This is a genomic window from Polynucleobacter necessarius, assembly GCF_900096765.1.
Lineage (GTDB): Bacteria > Pseudomonadota > Gammaproteobacteria > Burkholderiales > Burkholderiaceae > Polynucleobacter > Polynucleobacter necessarius_F.
In genome coordinates this window covers 1,230,400-1,251,929 of sequence record NZ_LT615228.1, presented here as the reverse complement: position 1 = coordinate 1,251,929, position 21,530 = coordinate 1,230,400, and the positions used below count along the sequence as shown (strand labels likewise).

At 45.6% G+C, this 21,530-nt stretch carries 19 protein-coding genes; 8 read left to right on the top strand and 11 right to left on the bottom strand.

The annotated features are described in order from the left end of the window. Positions 1–8 precede the first annotated feature (8 nt). Positions 9–632 carry a response regulator transcription factor gene (locus tag DXE33_RS06445; RefSeq protein ID WP_114639161.1) on the bottom strand — a complete coding sequence of 208 codons (624 nt, stop codon included), beginning with the start codon at positions 630–632 and terminating at the stop codon, positions 9–11. Next, positions 632–988 (bottom strand): hypothetical protein, encoded by a 357-nt coding sequence (locus DXE33_RS09835; protein ID WP_197712009.1) that lies wholly within the window; start codon positions 986–988, stop codon positions 632–634. The genes DXE33_RS06445 and DXE33_RS09835 overlap by 1 nt, the downstream gene beginning before the upstream one ends. An 814-nt stretch (positions 989–1,802) precedes the next feature. Here DXE33_RS09835 and DXE33_RS06435 point away from each other — a divergent pair. From DXE33_RS06435 to oxlT, 3 genes are all read left to right on the top strand, one after another. Further along, positions 1,803–2,093 carry a co-chaperone GroES gene (locus tag DXE33_RS06435; protein ID WP_114639160.1) on the top strand — a complete coding sequence of 97 codons (291 nt, stop codon included), beginning with the start codon at positions 1,803–1,805 and terminating at the stop codon, positions 2,091–2,093. 28 nt (positions 2,094–2,121) lie between these two features. Beyond that, complete coding sequence (gene groL / locus DXE33_RS06430) at positions 2,122–3,765, top strand: chaperonin GroEL (protein WP_114639159.1); 1,644 nt, start codon at positions 2,122–2,124, stop codon at positions 3,763–3,765. Between the two features lie 213 nt (positions 3,766–3,978). After that, positions 3,979–5,223, top strand: a complete 1,245-nt coding sequence (gene oxlT, locus DXE33_RS06425) for an oxalate/formate MFS antiporter (protein ID WP_114639158.1) — start codon at positions 3,979–3,981, stop codon at positions 5,221–5,223. A gap of 71 nt (positions 5,224–5,294) precedes the next feature. On the opposite strand, the gene DXE33_RS06420 is transcribed toward oxlT, so the two are convergent. Genes DXE33_RS06420 through DXE33_RS06410 form a run of 3 tightly spaced genes read right to left on the bottom strand, consistent with a single transcriptional unit; the run spans position 5,295 to position 8,197 of the window. Then, a complete protein-coding gene (locus DXE33_RS06420; RefSeq protein ID WP_114639157.1) occupies positions 5,295–6,662 on the bottom strand; it encodes an NAD(P)(+) transhydrogenase (Re/Si-specific) subunit beta in 1,368 nt (455 codons plus the stop codon). 41 nt (positions 6,663–6,703) lie between these two features. Continuing rightward, positions 6,704–7,042, bottom strand: a complete 339-nt coding sequence (locus DXE33_RS06415) for a proton-translocating transhydrogenase family protein (RefSeq protein WP_114639156.1) — start codon at positions 7,040–7,042, stop codon at positions 6,704–6,706. 24 nt (positions 7,043–7,066) lie between these two features. Beyond that, positions 7,067–8,197 carry a Re/Si-specific NAD(P)(+) transhydrogenase subunit alpha gene (locus DXE33_RS06410; RefSeq protein WP_114639155.1) on the bottom strand — a complete coding sequence of 377 codons (1,131 nt, stop codon included), beginning with the start codon at positions 8,195–8,197 and terminating at the stop codon, positions 7,067–7,069. A gap of 181 nt (positions 8,198–8,378) precedes the next feature. Between DXE33_RS06410 and mnmA the strand changes: the two genes are divergently transcribed. Then, positions 8,379–9,488, top strand: a complete 1,110-nt coding sequence (gene mnmA, locus DXE33_RS06405) for a tRNA 2-thiouridine(34) synthase MnmA (protein ID WP_114639154.1) — start codon at positions 8,379–8,381, stop codon at positions 9,486–9,488. A 90-nt stretch (positions 9,489–9,578) separates the two neighbouring features. On the opposite strand, the gene DXE33_RS06400 is transcribed toward mnmA, so the two are convergent. After that, a complete protein-coding gene (locus DXE33_RS06400; RefSeq protein WP_114639153.1) occupies positions 9,579–10,184 on the bottom strand; it encodes a glutathione S-transferase C-terminal domain-containing protein in 606 nt (201 codons plus the stop codon). 95 nt (positions 10,185–10,279) lie between these two features. On the opposite strand from DXE33_RS06400, the gene purB reads away from it, so the two are divergent. Both purB and DXE33_RS06390 read left to right on the top strand, forming a co-directional pair. Then, positions 10,280–11,659 carry an adenylosuccinate lyase gene (purB, locus tag DXE33_RS06395; RefSeq protein WP_114639750.1) on the top strand — a complete coding sequence of 460 codons (1,380 nt, stop codon included), beginning with the start codon at positions 10,280–10,282 and terminating at the stop codon, positions 11,657–11,659. Continuing rightward, on the top strand, positions 11,656–13,017 hold the full coding sequence (locus DXE33_RS06390; RefSeq protein ID WP_114639152.1) for a 3-deoxy-D-manno-octulosonic acid transferase: 1,362 nt from the start codon (positions 11,656–11,658) through the stop codon (positions 13,015–13,017). Before purB ends, DXE33_RS06390 begins: the two co-directional genes overlap by 4 nt. A gap of 6 nt (positions 13,018–13,023) precedes the next feature. On the opposite strand, the gene secF is transcribed toward DXE33_RS06390, so the two are convergent. The 5 genes from secF to queA all read right to left on the bottom strand — a co-directional run bounded on the left by secF (position 13,024) and on the right by queA (position 18,547). Beyond that, positions 13,024–13,998 carry a protein translocase subunit SecF gene (secF, locus tag DXE33_RS06385; RefSeq protein ID WP_114639151.1) on the bottom strand — a complete coding sequence of 325 codons (975 nt, stop codon included), beginning with the start codon at positions 13,996–13,998 and terminating at the stop codon, positions 13,024–13,026. Positions 13,999–14,001: 3 nt separating this feature from the next. Then, positions 14,002–15,861, bottom strand: coding sequence for a protein translocase subunit SecD (gene secD, locus DXE33_RS06380; RefSeq protein WP_114639150.1), 1,860 nt, complete (start codon positions 15,859–15,861; stop codon positions 14,002–14,004). A gap of 25 nt (positions 15,862–15,886) precedes the next feature. Next, positions 15,887–16,213: a preprotein translocase subunit YajC gene (yajC, locus tag DXE33_RS06375; protein ID WP_114639149.1), complete on the bottom strand. Its 327-nt coding sequence runs from the start codon at positions 16,211–16,213 to the stop codon at positions 15,887–15,889. Between the two features lie 133 nt (positions 16,214–16,346). Further along, positions 16,347–17,504: a tRNA guanosine(34) transglycosylase Tgt gene (gene tgt / locus DXE33_RS06370; protein ID WP_114639148.1), complete on the bottom strand. Its 1,158-nt coding sequence runs from the start codon at positions 17,502–17,504 to the stop codon at positions 16,347–16,349. Beyond that, the gene (gene queA / locus DXE33_RS06365) at positions 17,501–18,547 is read right to left on the bottom strand and encodes a tRNA preQ1(34) S-adenosylmethionine ribosyltransferase-isomerase QueA (RefSeq protein WP_114639147.1); all 1,047 of its coding nucleotides are present in this window, start codon (positions 18,545–18,547) and stop codon (positions 17,501–17,503) included. Before queA ends, tgt begins: the two co-directional genes overlap by 4 nt. A 30-nt stretch (positions 18,548–18,577) precedes the next feature. Here queA and recG point away from each other — a divergent pair, with 30 nt between their 5' ends. Together recG and ubiA are read left to right on the top strand one after the other, a co-directional pair. Next, positions 18,578–20,647 (top strand): ATP-dependent DNA helicase RecG, encoded by a 2,070-nt coding sequence (gene recG / locus DXE33_RS06360; protein ID WP_114639146.1) that lies wholly within the window; start codon positions 18,578–18,580, stop codon positions 20,645–20,647. A gap of 7 nt (positions 20,648–20,654) precedes the next feature. Further along, positions 20,655–21,518, top strand: a complete 864-nt coding sequence (gene ubiA, locus DXE33_RS06355) for a 4-hydroxybenzoate octaprenyltransferase (RefSeq protein WP_114639145.1) — start codon at positions 20,655–20,657, stop codon at positions 21,516–21,518. The last annotated feature ends 12 nt before the right edge of the window (positions 21,519–21,530 follow it).

Sequence of the window (21,530 nt, the reverse complement as noted above, 5' to 3'; positions counted from 1 at the left end):
ATTAGTTTTTAGCTCTCGATGATGTTATTCATGCGGCAAAACAAAATGAGGTCAGCGATGTTATTGATCCCCAATTTGTCAAATACGCGAGTCTTGTAGGTTGCAACGGTCTTGTTGCTGATATGGGGCATGTCGGATATCTGCTGATTGGTGTTTCCCTTGCCGAGATATTTCATGACTTGTAGCTCGCGGTCGGAAATGAGGGCAAGTTTGTCGCTATCGGTTAGTGAACTATTGCCATTTTTTCCATGGGTAAAGAAGTTATATCCCTGAGAAATTGCGACGCAAGCAGCGAGAATGACATCGGCCCCAGCAGTTTTATTAACGAATCCATGAGCCCCTAGAGAGCGAACCCTGCTGCCATATACCGCTTCATCTAAACTTGAAAGTACCAGCATACGAATATCTGGATACATTAAGCCAATTCTCCTGATGACATCAAATCCATCAGTTTTAGGCATATCTAGATCTAGAATCACCATATTGGGATTCACTTCCTTAATAGACCTCAGACACTCCTCACCATTTTGGGCTTGCCCTGCAATTTCAAATAACAGTTGATCTTGCAACATACTTTTGAGCGCCATCAGCATGGCTGGATGGTCGTCTACCAACATCACGCGTTTTCTCATTAATTGTCTCCGTTTCCGTTTGGGTGTTGATGAGGGTGCAGCGAAAAAATTGCTTTAGCAATGCGGCTATCATTGATTTGTAGAATTTGATGGCGGCTTAGCGGGGGCATCATCAGGCCTCCATAGCAATGATCAATTTGCCAATCCAATGCATTTTCCAAATCTTTGACTAGACCTATATTGCTGGCATAGATTTTTGTGGGTGAGTATGGAGAACACCTTATTCTTGCGAGTAAATCATGCGAGATTTTTTGCTCTCGCAAATGAGTCATATCTAAATGTACGCCCTCTATGTGCATTTCTTCTACCCACCGCATTTGTTCTGGGCTTCCAGAAAAATTAATCAAATGCAACATTGCGCCTAGCCTGCGCATTCGTAACAAACCTTCTAGGCAAGGGTCTTCAATTTCGGGCGAAGGTAGGGCTTGGATGCCCAATATCACCAAGCCAACCGGCAGGCGCGAGTTCAAAACTAAATCGCTCAGAGCATCGACATACTCTTTTGATGCCAGGATATGTGTGGGGATGGGCAATATCGTAGATATGAGACGGCCGCTACGATACCAGTAAGAGATAGAAAGAGATAGAATCCAATCCCTCCGTAAATAAGCGTAATACGTAATAGTTGCATGTCTGTGCATTTTAACAATGGTTTAAACAAAGAACCAGTCAGTTTTGTCCCTCTGCAGTTGAATATGGGTTCATGACTAATTGCCTGTCGCTTAGGCCAGGATTGATGCTCCTCTAGATCTCGGCTGCTTAAGCCAAGCCAAGGGGCGCCACAGGCGTCTCGTACTTCTTGGGAGGGTTTGTTCTTCCATGCTTTTACTAGCGTGTACAGCCGGGATTTCGGGCTCATCAGCAATCTCCAATCGTTGACTGTTCAGTCTAGGCAGGTCAGATTGGAGCGGTAAGGGCTTAAGGCTGATTTATTTGTAGGAAATGACCTACTAACCTGTATTTAGTATAGCCAGGGGTTAATTCCTTAAAGAATTTATGGTGATCTGCTCTTGAAATCCCATAAACCAGACCTATATAATCAGCACTCTCATCATGCGAGTGCTAAAACGCCTTTTTTGTTGTAGTTTCGGTTTAGTTTTCATGTGAGAGATTACAAAGTATTTATTTGAATTTATTAATTAGTTAACACTTACTAACATAGGAGAAGAGATGAATTTGCGTCCTTTACATGATCGCGTAATCATCAAGCGTTTGGATCAAGAATCAAAAACTGCTTCCGGAATCATCATTCCTGATGCTGCTGCCGAAAAGCCAGATCAAGGCGAAGTTTTGGCGGTGGGCCCTGGCAAGCGCGATGACAGCGGCAAATTAAATGCACCTGACGTCAAAATAGGCGATCGCGTGTTATTTGGCAAATATGCAGGCCAAACAGTAAAAGTGGATAACGAAGAGCTCATCGTGATGCGTGAAGACGACATCATGGCTGTTGTTCAGAAGTAATTTCGGTATTTAAGAGAGGAATCTAATCATGGCAGCAAAAGACGTTGTATTTGGAGATAACGCCCGCACCAAGATGGTCGAAGGCGTAAACATTCTTGCTAACGCAGTTAAGACAACACTGGGACCAAAGGGCCGTAACGTTGTTATAGAGCGTTCATTTGGTGGACCAACTGTTACTAAAGATGGTGTATCTGTAGCAAAAGAGATCGAACTTAAGGACAAGCTTCAAAACATGGGTGCTCAGATGGTTAAGGAAGTTGCTTCCAAAACTGCTGATATCGCTGGTGACGGTACTACTACCGCTACTGTATTGGCTCAGTCTATTGTTCGCGAAGGTAAGAAGTACGTTGTTGCAGGTCACAATCCGATGGACCTCAAGCGTGGTATCGATAAGGCAGTGACTGCTGCGATCGGTGAACTTGCAAAGATCAGCAAGCCATGCACAACTACTAAAGAGATTGCTCAGGTAGGCTCTATTTCTGCTAACAGCGATCATAGTATTGGTCAGCGCATTGCTGAAGCGATGGAAAAAGTAGGTAAAGAGGGCGTTATCACTGTTGAAGATGGCAAGTCTTTGGAAGATGAGCTTGAGGTTGTGGAAGGTATGCAGTTTGATCGTGGCTACCTGTCTCCGTACTTCATCAATCAGCCTGAAAAGCAAGTTGCTGTTTTGGATAACCCGTTTGTGCTCCTGTTTGACAAGAAGATTGCCAATATTCGTGATTTACTCCCAGTACTTGAGCAAGTTGCGAAAGCTGGTCGTCCATTGCTGATTATTGCTGAAGATGTTGAAGGTGAAGCCTTGGCAACATTGGTTGTGAATAATATCCGCGGCATTATCAAGACTTGCGCTGTTAAAGCCCCAGGTTTTGGTGATCGTCGTAAGGCAATGTTGGAAGATATCGCTATTTTGACCGGCGGTACCGTGATTGCTGAAGAGATCGGCCTCACACTTGAGAAAACTACTCTTGAGCACTTGGGTCAAGCTAAGCGTATCGAAGTAGGTAAAGAAAATACCATCATCATTGACGGTGCTGGTGATGCTAAGGCAATCGAAGCTCGCGTGAAAAATATCCGTGTTCAGATTGACGAAGCAACAAGCGATTACGACAAAGAAAAATTGCAAGAGCGTGTAGCTAAGTTGGCTGGCGGCGTTGCAGTGATTCGTGTTGGTGCTGCAACTGAAGTTGAGATGAAAGAAAAGAAAGCACGCGTTGATGACGCATTGCACGCTACTCGCGCTGCTGTGGAAGAAGGCATTGTTCCTGGCGGTGGCGTAGCATTGATTCGCGCAATGCAGGGTATCAAGGGCTTGAAAGGCGATAACGCTGATCAAGACGCTGGTATCAGCATCGTATTGCGTGCTATGCAAGAGCCTTTGCGTACTATTGTTAGCAACGCCGGCGAAGACGCTGGTGTGGTTGTGAATGCCGTACAGGAAAGTAAGGGCAATAATGGCTACAACGCTGCTACTGGTGAATATGGTGATTTGGTCGCTCAGGGTGTTATTGATCCAACTAAGGTTACTAAGACAGCATTGGTTAATGCGGCATCTGTTGCTGGACTGTTATTAACTACCGATTGCGCAATTTCTGATGCACCAAAAGATGAATCTGCTGGTGGCGGTATGCCTGATATGGGTGGTATGGGTGGTATGGGCGGAATGATGTAATAAGCCCATTCCACAGCTACCTAGCTTTAGAAGTAACAGCGCCTGGTTCAAAAGACCAGGCGTTTTTTTTACGCACTTTTTATGAAAGATGCATATGATTCAAAAAGAAGCATGGTGCACCAAGCTAGAGCAATTGTCACTGAAAACCCGTAGTCAATCCATAAAAATAAAAAAACCAAACTTAAATTGGTTTCAATAATTAGGAGATGAGCAATGAGTGAGAGTAAAAACCCTCTAAAGTCCAAGTGGGTGCAGCTAGCCCTTGGCGTTATATGCATGATGTCAATATCAAGCCCGCAATACGTTTGGGCTTTATTTACCAAGCCTATCATGGGTCAGTTGGGCGTCACATTAACAGAGTTACAAGTTACCTTTTCAATTTTGATTGTGTTGCAAACTTTCTTCTCCCCATTCCAGGGATATTTAGTAGATAAGTTTGGCCCACGCTTACTGCTCTCTATTGGCACCATATTGACGGGGTTGAGTTGGGTTCTATCAGCCAATCTCACTACGGTATCCAATCTTTACATCACCTACGGCGTATTGGGTGGCTTAGGTACCGGTATTGTTTATATTGGTGTAGTTGGTTTGATGGTTCGCTGGTTCCCAAATAATCGCGGCTTTGCAGTTGGTATGGTTGCTGCTGGTTACGGTATTGGCGCTCTACTTACCACCTTCCCAATCGCAGCGAGTCTGGCTGAATCTGGTCTTCAAGGCACTTTGAAAGTCTTTGGATACATTATTGGCGCGGTTGGTTTGCTTGCTGCTCAGGGCATTCGTGTGCCACATGCTGATCGAGTACAAACAGCGGGCCAAATTGAGGCTGCTGCAACTGGAGTGCCTCCAAAAACAATGCTCAAGACCCCAGTTTTCTGGCTCATGTTTTTGATGATGTCGATGATGTCAACCTCTGGTTTGATGGTGATTTCACAAATGGGGGCCTTTGCCAAAGACTTTGGCATTACTGCCGCAACAGTTTTTGGTATGGCCGCACTTCCATTGGCTTTAACAATCGATCGCGTCACTAATGGTTTGACTCGCCCATTCTTTGGTTGGGTTTCTGATAAGTTAGGCCGTGAGTACACCATGACGATCGTATTTGGTTTAGAAGCCGTTGCAATGTTTTTCTGGGTGATGACTCGCTCAGATCCAGTGATGTTTGTCTTGTTATCAGGTATTGTGTTTTTTGGCTGGGGCGAAATTTTCTCCTTATTTCCCTCAACTCTTACGGATACCTTTGGTCAAAAACATGCGACCACAAACTATGGCTTCCTCTATATGGCACAAGGTGTAGGCTCGATTATTGGCGGCTCGATTGCAGCTTATATTCACGGCGTAGCAGATAGCTGGATTCCAGTGTTCGGGATCATGATTGCACTTGATGCTACTGCTGCATTACTAGCCTTCTTTGTATTACGTCCTATGCGCGCCAATTATATGAAGACTCAGTCGACTTAGATTGATTTAGTTCCTCGGTAAAAAATAAAAAGGCTGCCATTGGCAGCCTTTTTTAATAACTCAACAATAATTTATTCCACTGCTTTGACCATCTCTTCCACGACCTTCTTCGCATCACCGAAGACCATCATGGTTTTATCCATGTAGAAAAGTTCGTTGTCTAGGCCGGCATAACCAGCTGCCATTGAGCGTTTATTGACGATAATGGTTTTTGCTTTGAACGCTTCCAAAATCGGCATGCCAAAAATTGGACTACCAGGAGTGCGGGCAGCAGGGTTCACAACGTCGTTTGCGCCCAGAACTAAAACCACATCAGCTTGACCAAAGTCGCTGTTGATGTCTTCCATTTCAAAGACTTGATCATATGGAACTTCCGCTTCTGCCAAAAGAACATTCATGTGACCTGGCATACGACCTGCAACTGGGTGAATTGCATATTTCACAGTTACGCCGTGATGAGTCAACTTCTCGGTGAGTTCTTTCAGCGCGTGTTGAGCACGTGCAACCGCAAGACCATAGCCAGGAACAATGATGACAGTGTCTGCGTTTTCCGTCAGAAATGCTGCATCTTCTGGAGAGCCAGTTTTGTAGTTTTTAGGGCCACTATCATCGCCGCCGCCGGCTGCGGCCTCTGCACCAAAGCCGCCGAGCAGTACAGCCAGAATCGAGCGATTCATTGCCTTACACATAATGTAAGAAAGAATGGCGCCTGAAGAGCCAACGCAAGCTCCAGCAATAATCAGTACCGGGTTATTCAATGTAAAGCCAATGCCTGCTGCAGCCCAACCAGAGTAACTATTGAGCATGGAAACAACTACTGGCATATCAGCACCACCGATTGGAATAATCAATGTGACACCTAACACCAATGCAACCGCACACATTGCTAAGAAAGCTACATGGCTATCAACCATGTAGTAAGCAATGCCGGCGCCAATCATTGAGATTGCCAGAATGAGATTGAGTAAATGCTGGCCAGCAAAGCTGACTGGTTTGCCACTCACTTTGCCAGAGAGCTTGCCAAAAGCGATTACGGAAGCGGTAAAGGTAATTGCGCCAATGAACGCTCCGATAAAGAGCTCAATCTTTTGGGCTCCAGTATGTTCATGGGAGGTGTTAAATACTGCTGCAACAGCAATCAATACAGCTGACAAGCCAACAAAAGAGTGCATCAAAGCTACAAGCTCTGGCATCTTAGTCATTTGAACGCGTTTAGCAGCTAATGTACCGATGATGGCGCCACCAACTACTGCAGCAGCAATCAATGAAACAGCTGGCTTAAAGTCAGGGATAAAGAAGGTGGTAATCACGGCTAACAACATGCCGATCATGCCAAAGGTGTTGCCTTGGCGTGAGGTAGTTGGTGATGACAAGCCGCGCAAGGCGAGGATGAATAACACCGATGAAATAAGGTAAGAAATAGCAGTTATGTTTGACATTGTTTTGGTCTCTTGTAGTCTCTATCGAGGTCTTGTGCTAATTATTTAGTGGCAGCCGCATCGGCTTTAGGAGCTTTTTTTTTGAACATCTCCAACATGCGACGAGTAACCATGAAGCCACCAAAAATATTGATCGACGCCAAAAATACCGCAACAGCACCAATGATGCTGGTCAGGGTAATTTCATCGCCACCAATAACCTCGGTTTGAAGTAATGCACCAACAATGATGATTCCAGAGATGGCGTTAGTTACCGCCATTAAAGGAGTGTGTAATGCAGGGGTAACGTTCCAAACAACGTGATAGCCAACAAAAATAGCCAATACAAACACGGTGATATTTTGGACGGTAAGGATGCTTTGAAAGGCAGCGAGATCCATGATGTTTCCTTAGATTATTTTGTATTAGTTTTTGCGAATGGCTTGGCCATCACGACACATTAAACAGGCGGTAACGATGTCATCGTCGCTAGGTATAACTAACTTTGCCTCTTTATCGACGATCAATTTCATGAAGTCGAGTAAGTTGCGTGCATACAAAGCAGATGCATCAGCAGCCACCATACTGGCTAAGTTTGTGTAACCAACAATTTTGACGCCGTTTACATCAACAATTTTGTCCGCTTGAGTCAAAGGACAATTGCCCGATCCGTTATCACCCTTACCAGCAGCTAAGTCAATTACGACGGAGCCTGGTTTCATATTGGCGACTGTGTCACTGTGCAAGAGCACTGGTGGTTTACGACCCGGAATGAGCGCGGTGGTTATAACGATGTCAGCTTGTTGGGCGCGCTCTGCGACCAGTGCTGCTTGGCGTTTCATCCAAGCTTCTGGCATTGGGCGGGCATAACCACCAACTCCTTGCGCAATTTCACGCTCTTCATCGGTTTCATATGGCACATCCACAAACTTAGCGCCTAAAGATTCAATTTGTTCTTTGGCTGCGGGACGAACATCTGATGCCTCGATAACGGCACCAAGACGCTTCGCTGTTGCAATTGCTTGTAGGCCTGCAACACCAGCGCCCAAAATTAAAACGCGTGCTGCTTTAACGGTACCGGCGGCAGTCATCAGCATTGGCATAAAGCGCTGGTATTCATTTGCTGCAACCATCACTGCTTTATAGCCAGCAATGTTGGCTTGTGATGAGAGAACGTCCATGCTTTGGGCACGGGTAGTACGAGGAGCGGCTTCCAATGCAAATGCAGTGACACCTCGCGCTGCCATGGCGGCAATGTTGTCATTATCAAATGGATCTAGCATTCCCAAAAGCACGCTTCCTGATTGAATTTGCTTGAGTTCGGATGCCTCAGGAGAGCGCACCTTGAGAACAATCTCTGCGCCAAATGCGTCTGCAGCGCTACCAATCGCGGCACCGACAGCTTCATATGCAGAGTCTGGTTGGCTAGCCTGAACACCGGCACCCTTTTGGATAACAACGGTATGGCCTTGGCCAATCAATTTTTTAACGGTTTCTGGTGTGGCTGCAACTCGAGTTTCCCCAGGCCTGGTTTCCAGTGGCACTCCTATGCGCATGGCATGTCTCCAAAAGCAAAATTTGTAAAGAATCTATTTTAGTTAAATGGACTAAAAGCTGCCCACTTCACTTAATTACCCCAACTTCTATATGTATAGTTTTTGCCTAAAATCCTGTGAAATCAGGCTAAGACTTCTACAATATGGCCTATCAGCTTATCTCGAATTCTCGCATTTTTTAATGATCCACCTCAATTCTTCGGCAATCCCACCTACAAACCCCAGAAAAGTCGTTATTGGCATGTCTGGAGGGGTAGATTCGTCAGTTGCAGCCTGGATGCTCAAGGAGCAAGGCTATAAAGTTATTGGCCTTTTTATGAAAAATTGGGAGGATGACGACAACGATGAGTACTGTTCCGCCCGGCAAGATTGGTTAGATGTCGTTTCTGTGGCCGATATGATCGGTATTGATGTAGAGGCGGTCAATTTTGCGGCCGAATATCGTGAGCGTGTATTTGCTGAGTTTTTACGTGAATATGCAGCTGGACGAACTCCAAATCCTGATGTTCTTTGCAATGCTGAGATTAAGTTCAAAGCATTTTTAGATCACGCGATGAGTCTGGGTGCAGATGCTATTGCAACTGGGCACTATGCCAGAGTACGTCATGAGGGTGGTGCAGTACAGTTGCTAAAAGCATTGGATACCACCAAAGATCAAAGTTATTTTTTGCATCGCCTAACCCAGCAGCAATTAGCAAATGTTTTATTCCCTTTGGGAGAAATTCCAAAGACTGAAGTGCGAAGGATTGCAGAAAAAATTGGTCTACACAATGCGCGCAAAAAAGATAGCACTGGTATTTGCTTTATTGGCGAGCGACCGTTTAGAGAATTTTTAAACCGTTATTTGTCAAGAACTCCTGGCCCAATTAAAACACCCGAAGGAAAGGTGGTAGGCGAGCATATGGGCTTGGCATTTTTTACCCTGGGACAGCGCAAAGGCATTGGTCTTGGCGGTAGCCAAGATGGGAATGGTGACGCTTGGTATGTTGCGCGTAAAGACGTGCCAAACAATACCCTGTATGTAGCCCAAGGCCACGAGCATCCATGGCTATTGGCCCAGGAGCTTGAGGCAATTGACGCTAGTTGGATTGCTGGCGCAGCTCCGACATCTGGCAATTACTCTGCAAAGACGCGTTATCGCCAAGCAGATTCTGCATGTGTTTTGAGTGTTAACGAAAGCTTAAGTTTTAATTTGAATTTTTCAGAGTCGCAGTGGGCTGTTACACCAGGACAGTCTGCGGTTCTGTATGACGGTGACGTCTGTTTAGGCGGTGGAATTATTTATGCTTAATATTCTCAAGCAAGCAGACTGCTCTGAAAATAAAAAAGCCAATCTTTCGATTGGCTTTTAAATGACTTGTTAGCTCTAGCAATGGTTCAATTAAGCTGCTGGTGGTTCGGTGTCGACAAAAGAGGAGCGCTGCAAAAGTTTTTGATACAAACGATCCAAGTTCGAATATTCAGATTGCCACTGAATTTCTGGAAAACGAAATAGCAAATACCCAACGGCGCAACCGACAGCAATATCTGCCAAAGTGATTTGATTGCCATGACACCATGGGTTTTCGCCAAGCTGCTCTGACATTTGGCGAAGGGCGGCGTCAATTTTGCCCATTTGACGATCTACCCAAGGGGTGCTCTGTTGCTCGGCAGGTCTCCAGGTTCGCTCTAGCCGCGCCAAGATTCCGGCGTCCATCACGCCATCAGCTAATGCTTCCCAAGTTTTTACATTCGCTCTCTCGCGATTATCTGTAGGAATAAGCTTGCTGACAGGGCTCAGGGCATCTGCATATTCGGCGATGACTCGAGAGTCATAGATGGCTCCGCCATCATCAGGAATCAAGCAGGGAACCTTCCCTAAGGGGTTGGAGTTGGCAATTTTGGTGTCTGCAGCCCAGACATTTTCCAATTGAAGCTCGACTTCAACTTTTTTCTCAAGGAAAACGATGCGTACTTTAGGGCTGGTAAGGGATCCGATTAGTTTCATAGGGCACAGTATAGCCATCCTAAATGGGGGTTGCACAAGGTCAGAACGCATTAAAATCTGGTTTTATTGACATATTCAGTGCAAAGGCAATAACCGTGAGTCAGCCGCTATCAACCCTTAATGCTCTTTCCCCCTTGGACGGCCGCTATGCAGGCAAATTAAATGCTTTGCGTCCTTGGCTTTCAGAGGCTGCTTTTATGCGCCAGCGTGTTTTTGTGGAAATTCACTGGTTGTTGGCTTTGGCTGCAGCTGGGTTGCCAGATGTACCAAATATCAGTGCGGCAGATGAGGCATTTTTGCTCTCACTCCCAGAAAATTTCTCTGACGCCGATGCGCAGCGCATTAAGGATATTGAAGCCGTCACTAATCATGATGTAAAAGCAGTTGAGTACTTTTTAAAAGAAAAAGTAGCTGGTCGTTCCGATTTATTAAAGGCGAGTGAATTTATTCACTTTGCCTGTACTTCCGAGGATATTAATAATACTTCTCACGGCTTAATGTTGCGTGGCGCGCGAGACCAAGTATTACTCCCTCAACTCAGAAAAATTCTGTCTGTCTTAACAGACCTCGCTATTGAGCATGCGAAAGTGCCTTTGCTTTCTCGTACACATGGTCAGCCAGCTTCGCCAAGCACTTTGGGCAAGGAGATTGCCAATATCGCTAAGCGTTTAGAGCGCGCCATTGATGCAATCGCAGTTGTGCCATTACTTGGCAAAATGAATGGTGCAGTTGGTAATTACAATGCCCACTTGTCTGCTTATCCTGATTTCGATTGGGAAAGCTTTTCTAAGGATGTTGTTGAAAAACGTCTAGGCCTCACTTTCAACCCATACACCATTCAGATTGAACCTCATGATGGAATGGCTCAGTTGTTTGATGCGATTGCTCGTGCTAACACCATTCTTCTCGATATGGACCGTGATTTCTGGGCTTATATTTCTGTTGGCTACTTTAAGCAACGCACTAAAGCTGGTGAAATTGGTTCATCTACGATGCCACACAAAGTTAATCCAATTGATTTTGAAAACTCCGAAGGAAACCTGGGTGTTGCCAATGCATTGCTGCGTCACTTAGCTGAAAAATTGCCTATTTCTCGCTGGCAGCGTGACTTAACTGACTCTACTGTGTTGCGTAATTTGGGCCCCGCTTTTGGTCATAGTGTGTTGGCATACGATAGTGCTTTACGCGGTCTAGGAAAGTTGGAAGTCAATTTGACTGCAATTGCTGCTGATTTAGATGCATGCTGGGAAGTGTTGGCCGAGCCAGTGCAAACCGTAATGCGTCGTTATGGCATCGAGAATCCCTATGAGCAACTTAAAGAGCTCACTCGAGGCAAAGGAATTAATCAAGCTGATCTTCAAAGCTTTATTCGGGGCTTGAAGATTCCTGAGGATGCAAAAGCGCGTTTACTCGAGATGACTCCTTCATCATACCTAGGCAAGGCGGTTGAATTGACCGAACGTCTCAAAAAGTGAGCGTCACTTCGAATACAGAATACGGGGTACGCCCTCGATTCTGGTTTGCGGTTTATCAGTTGCTTTGGCATCTGTTATTGCCATTAGCATTTGTTCGCTTGGCATGGCGTTCACGTCATTCTTTTGCTTACCTGCATCATATCCCCGAACGTCTTGGTTTTGGGTATGAGAGACCTAATACAAAAGGCTCCATTTGGATCCATGCAGTATCGGTCGGTGAGACTCGCGCCGCTCAGCCATTAATTGAAGCTTATCTTGCTCGTGGCGAGAGTATTTTGTTAACTCATATGACTCTCAATGGTCGGCGCACGGGTCAACAATTGTTTGGCCCTGCAATTGCCTCAGGAAAAATTCGTCAGGTGTATCTACCCTACGACTTATGCTGGTGTGTTGAGCATTTTTTACGAAGCTTTAAACCAAAGTTTGGGCTTTTCATGGAGACTGAGGCATGGCCAACAGTAGTATTTCGGTGTGCTGAAATTGGCTTGCCTCTATTTTTGGTGAATGCCCGCCTCTCTGAGAGGAGTGCGCATCGTGTAAATCAATTTGGTAAAGCAGGGCGAGCCCTGTTCCAAGCTTTTGCAGGAATTCTGGCGCAAACAGAATTTGATGCGGGACGTTATTGCAGTCTCGGTGTAAAAAACGTTTCGATCACTGGAAATCTCAAATTTGATGTGCCGCTCGATGCCAAGTTAGTTCAGCAAGGAAAAGATTGGCAGGCAGAATTGCATGCAATAAATCGATTAATGGTGTGCGCTGCAAGTACTCGAGATGGAGAAGAGGCAATTATTCTGAGTGCTTGGAAAGAATTATTACTGAGTAATGTCTTTAAGGTGCAACCTCTGCTTTGCTTGGTGCCACGTCATCCGGAGCGATTTACTGAAGTGGCAGAGCAAATTCAATCCGCTGGATTGAAGTTTCGTTGCCGTAGTGAGTGGCAAGGAACCCCAACGGATTGTGAGCAATTAGATGTTATTTTGGGTGACTCTATGGGCGAGATGCCGATGTATTACAGCGCCTCCAATCTGGTAGTAATGGGCGGCAGTTTGCTACCTTTTGGTGGGCAAAATTTAATTGAGGCTTGTGCGGCAGGTTGTCCTGTATTACTTGGGGAGCATACCTACAACTTTCAGCAGGCTGCGCTAGATGCAGTTGCCATTGGCGTTGCTGGGCGCATATCAGGTGATTTATTGTTTGGAGAAACGCTTGCTTTGACAGAGTCCTTAAAAGATCTACTACTGAATAGCTCTGAGCTAAGTAAGATGAGTGAGGCTGCGAAGGCGTACTCGATTGAGCACCAAGGCGCAACTAAAAAAATCTTAGCTGCCCTTGATCAACAACTTTATTCTTTAAGCTAATCTAGCTTAAACCCGTGCTCCGTAATTAGGGTCATCATTGCGGGCATTGTCGTCTGGTTTTTTATCACCCTTAATCAAATCTTCACGAGTAACGCCTAGCCACATTGCGAGTGCTGCAGCAACGAATACTGAAGAGTAAATACCAAACAAAATGCCAATCGTTAGCGCCAAAGCAAAGTAGAAGAGGGTTGGTCCGCCAAAGATCAGCATGGCCAGAACCATCATTTCTGTGCTGCCGTGGGTAATGACGGTACGACTAATGGTGCTGGTGATTGCGTTATCAATGATCTCACGGGTGTTCATCTTGCAGTACTTGCGGAAGTTTTCGCGAATACGGTCAAAGATCACCACAGATTCGTTTACGGAGTAACCCAATACTGCCAGTACTGCTGCTAATACCGAGAGGGAGAATTCCCAATGAAAGAAGGCGAAGAAGCCCAGAATAATCACCACGTCATGTAAGTTAGCAATGATGCCGGCAAGCGCAAACTTCCACTCAAAGCGGAAAGAGAGGTAAATCACAATGCCAATAATTACAAAAACCAAGGCTTTCAAACCATCGATCGCTAATTCTTGCCCAACTTGTGGCCCTACAAACTCCACTCTCTGAAGTTTGACCCCGGTGGTAGAAGGATCAAGCGCCTGCATGACTGCGGTACTTTGATCCGCAGACGAGATCAGTTTGCCTTCAGCATCTTTTTGCAAAGGTAGGCGAATCATCACATCACGTGAGCTGCCAAAATTTTGAATTTGGGTATCTGCATAACCAAGTTTTTCAACTTTGGAGCGGATGGAATCAAGCGGTGCGGTTTGAGGGTAAGAAACCTCCATTACTGTTCCGCCAGTAAATTCAATAGAGAGGTGCAGGCCGTTATGCCATAAGAAAAAGACTGCTGCTAAAAAAGTAATTAAAGAAATCGCATTGAGCACCAATGCATGGCGCATAAAGGGAATGTCTTTTTTGATTCTAAAAAATTCCATGACTTATTTCTCCTGTGGACGCCAAACTTGGCCAATCGCAAGTTTTTGAACCTTTTTGTTTCTGCCATACCAAAGATTGACAAGGCCGCGAGAGAAGAAGACAGCTGAGAACATCGATGTCAAAATACCTAAACAGTGGACAACTGCAAAGCCCTTGATTGGGCCAGACCCAAAGGCTAGAAGTGCAAGACCAGCAATGAGTGTTGTGACGTTAGAGTCCAAAATGGTTGCCCAAGCTTTATCAAATCCAACTGCAATGGCAGCCTGTGGAGATGCGCCGTTGCGCAGCTCTTCGCGAATGCGCTCGTTAATCAACACGTTTGAGTCAATTGCCATACCGAGTGCCAATGCCATCGCAGCAATACCTGGCAGGGTAAGGGTGGCTTGCAGCATTGAGAGAACAGAAATCAGCAACAACAAGTTCACCGCAAGAGCTACCACGGAGAATGTGCCGAATAATAAGTAGTAGGTCACCATGAATGCTGAGATTGCTGCAAATCCGATTAGTAGAGATTTAAAGCCCTTTTCAATATTTTCAGCACCCAAGCTTGGTCCAATGGTGCGCTCTTCAATAATTTCCATTGGAGCAGCTAATGAGCCTGCGCGAAGAAGGAGCGCCAAGTCATTTGCGCTCTCGGTTGTTGGCTGACCGGTAATTTGAAACTTGGAGCCAAATTCGCCTTGAATAGTAGCGATAGTAAGAACTTCGCCTTTGCCTTTTTCAAACAGAATCATGCCCATTGGCTTGCCAATATTTTCACGCGTTACTTCTTGCATCACGCGACCACCAGCAGCATCAAGTGAAATATTGACAGCAGGGCGTTGGTTTTGATCGAAGCCTGCGCTGGCATCTGTAATGCGATCGCCACTGAAGATAACGGATTTTTTAAACACACCCAAGCGGTTTTCACCAAAGCGGAAGGTATCCATGCCTGGAGGGGGTGTCTCTCCAATGCTGATAGTGGAAACCAAAGGATCCGCTAAGCGAGATTCCAGTGTGGCTGTACGGCCAATAATATCTTTGGCTCTTGCGGTATCTTGTACCCCTGGTAACTGCACAACAATGCGCTCAGCACCTTGTTGTTGGATGACGGGTTCTTTGACAGCCAATTCATTTACTCGTTTGTTTAGAGTAATGATGTTTTGCTTAACCGCATTGTCCTGAATTTCTTTTAAAGACTTGGGCTGGAACTCGCCAACTAATTTCACCGATCCACCAGAGGTCTTTACTTGCCACTGTAAGTCTGGTTGCAGGTTAGTGAGTTCAGTTTTTGCAATGCTGGCTTCATCTGCGCTACCAAAGTTGATAGAGATTGAATCAGTTAAGCGATCAATTCCTTGATGGCGAATATTTTTATTGCGTAACTGACCACGAATATCGGTTGCAAGGGCCGTAACCTTTTTTTGTACAGCGCCTTTCATATCTACCTGCAGTAGGAAGTAGACGCCGCCTCGAAGATCCAGACCGAGCGGCATTGGCAATGCATTGATAGCATTGAGCCAGCCCGGGGTATTGGAAAGCAGATTGAGTGCAACAGTGTAGTTTGAATCATTTTGATCAACATTTAACTTCTGTTGCAAAAGATCGCGTGCGCGTAATTGAATATCGGTATTGTTAAAACGAATCTTGATAGAGCCAACATTGCCAGTGCTCTCAAAAAAGACCCCGGTATTGTTGATATCGGCATCCGTAAGAATTTTTTCGACTCTAGACTGTGTCGCCAAATCAACCTTTACAGTTAGCTTGGCGGACGAGACTTGAACCGCTGGTGCCTCTCCATAGAAATTCGGCAATGAATAAAGTCCACCGATGAGTAAAGCAATGGCGATAACTAAATACTTCCAGAGAGGGTAGCGGTTCATATTGGGATACTTTTAAACAAGCGCATTAAGCAGACTTCAAAGTGCCTTTAGGCAATACGGTAGTAATGGCACCTTTTTGCAATTGCACTTCAGTGCCTGTGGCAATCTCAACAGTAACTACTTGATCCTTCAAGGCGCTTACTTTGCCCATGATTCCGCCAACTGTCACTACTTCGTCGCCAACTGCCAAAGCCTCAAGCATCGCTTTGGTTTCTTTTTGACGCTTCATTTGTGGGCGAATCATGATGAAGTACAGGACTGCAAACATCAAAATTAGGGGGAGGAAGCTCATTAAGCCACCAGCATCTGCACCCGCGGCTGGAGCCTGGGCAAAAGCGTTACTAATCCACATATAAAACCTCCGTTAATTACCAATTGGAAACTGCTTCTGTTTTAGGCTCCAAATAGAAAGCCATAGACCCGCAATTCTAAACTGTATGGGGGTTTGGAGATGATTTGAGGAGGTTTATCACCCTCTAGGGCTATTAATCCTGTCCGGGCTCTACGCCACGCTGGCGATTGCGGACAAATTCCTCTCTATAGGCGCTAAAACGGTCTTTGCTGAGCGCTTCCCTGACCTCGGACATGAGTTGTAGATAGTATGAGAGGTTATGAATCGTATTGAGTTGAGACCCCAATATCTCATTAGCCTTCTGAAGATGATTTAAATAGGATCTAGTGAAGTTTTGGCAGGTATAACAGCTGCAAGTGGGGTCTAGCGGTCGATCATCGTCCCTATAGCCCGAATTGCGTAATTTCAAGTCACCAAAGCGGGTAAATAGCCAGCCGTTCCGAGCATTTCGAGTTGGCATGACGCAGTCGAACATATCAATACCTAAACTGACTCCCAAAATAAGGTCTTCTGGGGTGCCAACCCCCATAAGGTAGTGAGGCATCTGTTCTGGTAGTTTGGGCGCTGTGAAATTCAAAATCCGCTCAAACTCGGGTTTTGGTTCTCCAACGGATAGGCCTCCAATGGCTATCCCGTCAAAACCTTGTTGACTAACGGCATCGAGTGAGAATTCGCGAAGATTTTCAAACATACCGCCCTGCACAATTCCAAAAAGTCCATTTCCAGTATTAAGCTCACGAAAACGTTTTAGAGACCGATCCCCCCAACGTAAAGACATCTCCAGTGACGCCCGCGCAGTTTTTTCTGAAGTCGGCTGACCTTTAATTTCATAGGGGGTGCACTCATCAAATTGCATTGCGATATCGCTATTTAATACCGCTTGAATCTCCATGGAAACTTCTGGTGACATAAACAATTTATCGCCGTTGATTGGCGAAGCAAAGGTAACGCCTTCTTCAGAGATTTTTCTCAGCGCCCCCAAGCTAAACACTTGAAAGCCACCAGAGTCGGTGAGTATGGGTTTATCCCATCCCATGAAACGATGCAATCCACCATGTTTCTTGATGACATCCAAACCCGGGCGCAACCATAGATGAAATGTATTACCCAAAATAATTTGGGCTTTTGCTTCATTCAAATCACGAGGGGTCATTGCTTTCACGGTGCCATAAGTACCCACAGGCATGAAGATTGGAGTTTGTACGCTGCCATGAGGTAGATCAAGCTGACCAAGGCGAGCCGGACTTTGCGAGTCGCGGGCCAAAATATTGAAGTGAACTGGTTTGGTCATGATGTTGTGTTCTCGAGTCGACATAAAAACATCGCATCTCCATAACTGAAGAAGCGATATTTCTGTTCAATGGCATGTTGATAAGCTGTACGTATATTGTCCATTCCTGCAAATGCGCTGACTAACATTAATAAAGTTGATTTAGGTAAATGAAAATTGGTTAATAAACAATCGACTGTTTTAAATTGAAATCCTGGAGTGATGAATAAGTTAGTCTCACCACTCGATTGCTTGCTAATAGCCTGGCTTTCTAGGGCGCGCAAACTGGTAGTTCCTACTGCAATCACCCTGCCCCCTTGAGCTTTAGTTTTGCTAATGGCCTCTAACGTTTCAGGTGGAATGGAGTACCACTCGTAATGCATCTTATGTTTAGATAGATCTTCTTCGCGAACCGGTGTAAATGTCCCCGCTCCAACATGCAAAGTAACGCTAGCTTGTATCACGCCAAGTTCTTTTATTTGTTGCAGAATTTCTTGATCAAAATGAAGCCCGGCGGTAGGTGCAGCGACAGCACCGGGATTTTTGGCAACTACCGTTTGATAGCGCTGAGCATCTTCACCATCGGGTTGGTGTTCAATATAAGGCGGGAGGGGTAGTTCACCAAATCGCTCTAACAAAGCAAATACATTTTCTGGAAAGCGAACTTCATAAAAGCGCCCGTCATAGCCAATCATTTCAACAGGAAAGGTCTCACCGGCTTGATTGTGAATCTGCACAATCGATCCAGTCTTGGGAACTTTGGAGGCTCTAATTTGTACCCAAGCTTGATTTTCGCTGCTAATGCGTTCTATTAATAGCTCTACATTGCCTCCAGTCTCCTTTTTTCCGTGCAATCTTGCTGGAATAACCTTAGTGTCATTGAAGACTAACAAGTCCCCCGGTCTAATTAGGTTAAGGATGTCCTTAAACTGGCGGTCTATCAGATGGGCGTAACTTCCCTCATTAGCTTGAACCTCTAAGAGTCGGCTATCAGTCCTATTGGCCAAGGGATGTTGGGCAATTAGTTCGGGTGGGAGTTTGTAATTGAAGTCAGAGAGTTGCATAGCGTTACCATCAGATATTAGATTTTAACGATGACTACTAAGCAAGCACCAAACACACTGCAAAAATTGGGTTTAAACAACCCAATGGCCCTTGCATTGCACCTTCCATCCCGATATGAGGATGAAACCGAACTAATGACAATTGATGAGGCCTTAATTCAAGGCCGATTTAGCTCAGTTCAGACACAGGGTGTGGTCATCCGCAATCAAGTCCTATTTCGGCCTCGAAGACAGATGCTGGTCACGATTGAGGATAATTCTGAAACATTGCAGTTACGGTTTCTCAATTTTTATCCCAGTCAACAAAAACAAATGGCAGTTGGAGCCCATCTACGGGTTCGTGGAGAAATCAGAGAGGGGTTTCAGGGCCCCGAGATGGTTCACCCAACTGTAAAAGCGGTTGCACCAGATGCTTCGCTACCAGTAAGTTTGACCCCAGTCTATCCGGCCAGCGCTGGTATATCGCAGGCAGTCATTCGAAAGGCGGTTGCTTCTGCGCTAAAAGACCCCAGCTTGCATGACGCTTTGCTGGAGTTTTTGCCCAAAAAACTGATGTCCGAGTTATTGCCGAGCAATGATTGGCCTAACCTAAAGGCTGCCATTACTTATTTGCACCAACCCCCGGCCGATGCGGACACTTCAGCCTTGCTTGAGCGTACACATCCAGCATGGCGCAGAGTTCAGTTTGAGGAATTACTTGCGCAGCAAATCTCTTTGAAACGAGCACATGCGATTCGCCGTGAACGGCATGCTCCTAGTTTTGCAAAACCAATCAATGAAGACAGCAGCCTGGAGGCTGGCTTATTGAAATCATTGCCCTTTCAGCTGACTGTTGCTCAAGCGCGCGTCTGGTCTGAAATTGGTAGCGACTTATCAAAATCATTTCCTATGAATCGCCTGCTGCAAGGCGATGTGGGTAGTGGCAAAACTGTTGTTGCAGCCTTAGCGGTAGCGCGTGTCATGGATTATGGATATCAAGCGGCAGTAATGGCTCCGACTGAGATTTTGGCTGAGCAGCACTATCTCAAGATGAAAGAATGGTTTGAGCCTTTAGGGGTTCGCCTAGCTTGGCTGTCTGGAAGTTTGAAGGCTAAGGACAAGCGCTTGGTACAAGAGATGATTGAAAGTGGTCAGGCGCAACTCATTATCGGAACGCATGCACTGATCCAGGAAAGCGTGAGCTTCTCTAAATTAGGTTTAGCAGTGATTGATGAGCAACATCGCTTCGGAGTTCGCCAGCGCTTAGAAATTCAGCAGCGTCTAGGTTCAGAATTGTTCTACTGCCACCAACTCATGATGTCAGCCACTCCAATTCCGCGCACGCTGGCAATGACCTATTACGCTGATCTGGATGTATCAATCATAGATGAGCTACCGCCTGGTCGTAAACCGATTGCTACCAAGGTGGTCAAAGCCAGTCGCCGTGATGAGGTGATTGCAGGGTTGAAAAGTTGGCTATCAAAAGGGCTGCAAGCCTACTGGGTCTGTCCATTGATTGAAGAATCTGAAGCTTTGCAATTGCAAACTGCCGTTGAGAGTTTTGAGCAGCTCACTCAGGCATTGCCAGAATTTAAGGTGGGTCTCGTTCATGGTCGCCTGAAGGCGGATGAAAAGGCTGCAGTCATGGCGGCTTTCAAGGACAATGAAATACAACTCTTAGTCGCTACTACAGTAATTGAAGTTGGTGTAGATGTGCCCAATGCCGCGTTGATGGTGATCGAGCATGCTGAGCGTTTTGGTTACGCCCAGATTCATCAGTTAAGGGGTCGGGTAGGGCGAGGCTCTGCTGATTCCGTTTGTATCTTGATGTATGCAGAACCATTATCTTTGGCTGCTAAAGAGCGGCTGCAGACTTTAAGAGAAACCTCAGATGGCTTTGTGATTGCCGAGAGAGATTTGTCATTACGAGGTCCAGGTGAGTTGTTGGGGGCCAAACAATCGGGTGATGCCATGCTTCGTTTTGTGGATTTGCAGCGAGACGCTTGGCTTATCGAGCTTGCGCAGCAGGCCGCAGAACGTTTATTGGTGAATCATGCCGACATAGTAGAGCGCCACTTAGAGCGTTGGCTTGGATCTCGAAGAGAGTTTCTCAAGGCATAATTGCCCCATGTCTTTGCATCAGCGCTTAGTTTCTTATTCTTATCTCATTCGCTTAGATAAGCCGATTGGGACTTTATTGCTCCTTTGGCCCACACTATGGGCTTTATGGTTAGCGAGTGCTGGATTACCTGATCTCAAAATTCTGTTCATTTTTGCTGCGGGAACTTTTTTAATGCGTAGTACAGGTTGTGCTATCAATGACTACGCGGATCGTGACTTTGATCGTCATGTGCAAAGAACAAAAGAGCGTCCTGTTACTAGCGGAAAAATTTCTGGCAGAGAGGCGGTGGCGGTCGCTACCTTCTTGGCATTCATTGCATTTCTATTAATCCAGCCACTCAATTTCTTTACTAAGCAGTTGTCAGTACTTGCTCTGTTGGTTGCCGGCATTTATCCCTTTACCAAACGATTTTTTGCAATTCCTCAGGCAGTACTGGGCATTGCTTTTGGTTTTGGAATTCCAATGGCTTATGCCGCCGTTTTAAATTCCATTCCATTAGAAGCTTGGGTGTTATTTTTGGGAAATATTTTCTGGGCAATTGCTTATGACACTGCATATGCCATGGTTGATCGTGAGGATGACTTGAGACTTGGCTTGCGAACCTCAGCTATTACTTTTGGTCGCTACGACGTATTTGCGATTGCTTTTAGCTATGGAGTGTTATTTCTAAGTCAGATTTGGGTTGTTCGCTTGGCAGGCCTGAGTAATTATTTTTTACTTGGGTGGTTTGCTGCGCTGGCTTGCGCCGTATATCACTTAAAGTTGGTTTCTACCAGAGGGCGCGAGGAATGCTTTTTAGCATTTCGCCATAACAACTGGCTGGGTGGATTTTTGTTCTTAGGAATTGTGCTTGGACTTTATATCCGCTAGCGTGCTATTTCT

Excerpts from the sequence above, each read along its gene's own strand:
- DXE33_RS06445 (WP_114639161.1), bottom strand. The coding sequence starts at position 632 with ATGAGAAAACGCGTGATGTTGGTAGACGACCATCCAGCCATGCTGATG.
- DXE33_RS09835 (WP_197712009.1), bottom strand. The coding sequence starts at position 988 with ATGTTGCATTTGATTAATTTTTCTGGAAGCCCAGAACAAATGCGGTGG.
- DXE33_RS06435 (WP_114639160.1), top strand. The coding sequence starts at position 1,803 with ATGAATTTGCGTCCTTTACATGATCGCGTAATCATCAAGCGTTTGGAT.
- groL (WP_114639159.1), top strand. The coding sequence starts at position 2,122 with ATGGCAGCAAAAGACGTTGTATTTGGAGATAACGCCCGCACCAAGATG.
- oxlT (WP_114639158.1), top strand. The coding sequence starts at position 3,979 with ATGAGTGAGAGTAAAAACCCTCTAAAGTCCAAGTGGGTGCAGCTAGCC.
- DXE33_RS06420 (WP_114639157.1), bottom strand. The coding sequence starts at position 6,662 with ATGTCAAACATAACTGCTATTTCTTACCTTATTTCATCGGTGTTATTC.
- DXE33_RS06415 (WP_114639156.1), bottom strand. The coding sequence starts at position 7,042 with ATGGATCTCGCTGCCTTTCAAAGCATCCTTACCGTCCAAAATATCACC.
- DXE33_RS06410 (WP_114639155.1), bottom strand. The coding sequence starts at position 8,197 with ATGCGCATAGGAGTGCCACTGGAAACCAGGCCTGGGGAAACTCGAGTT.
- mnmA (WP_114639154.1), top strand. The coding sequence starts at position 8,379 with ATGATCCACCTCAATTCTTCGGCAATCCCACCTACAAACCCCAGAAAA.
- DXE33_RS06400 (WP_114639153.1), bottom strand. The coding sequence starts at position 10,184 with ATGAAACTAATCGGATCCCTTACCAGCCCTAAAGTACGCATCGTTTTC.
- secF (WP_114639151.1), bottom strand. The coding sequence starts at position 13,998 with ATGGAATTTTTTAGAATCAAAAAAGACATTCCCTTTATGCGCCATGCA.
- secD (WP_114639150.1), bottom strand. The coding sequence starts at position 15,861 with ATGAACCGCTACCCTCTCTGGAAGTATTTAGTTATCGCCATTGCTTTA.
- yajC (WP_114639149.1), bottom strand. The coding sequence starts at position 16,213 with ATGTGGATTAGTAACGCTTTTGCCCAGGCTCCAGCCGCGGGTGCAGAT.
- tgt (WP_114639148.1), bottom strand. The coding sequence starts at position 17,504 with ATGACCAAACCAGTTCACTTCAATATTTTGGCCCGCGACTCGCAAAGT.
- queA (WP_114639147.1), bottom strand. The coding sequence starts at position 18,547 with ATGCAACTCTCTGACTTCAATTACAAACTCCCACCCGAACTAATTGCC.
- recG (WP_114639146.1), top strand. The coding sequence starts at position 18,578 with ATGACTACTAAGCAAGCACCAAACACACTGCAAAAATTGGGTTTAAAC.
- ubiA (WP_114639145.1), top strand. The coding sequence starts at position 20,655 with ATGTCTTTGCATCAGCGCTTAGTTTCTTATTCTTATCTCATTCGCTTA.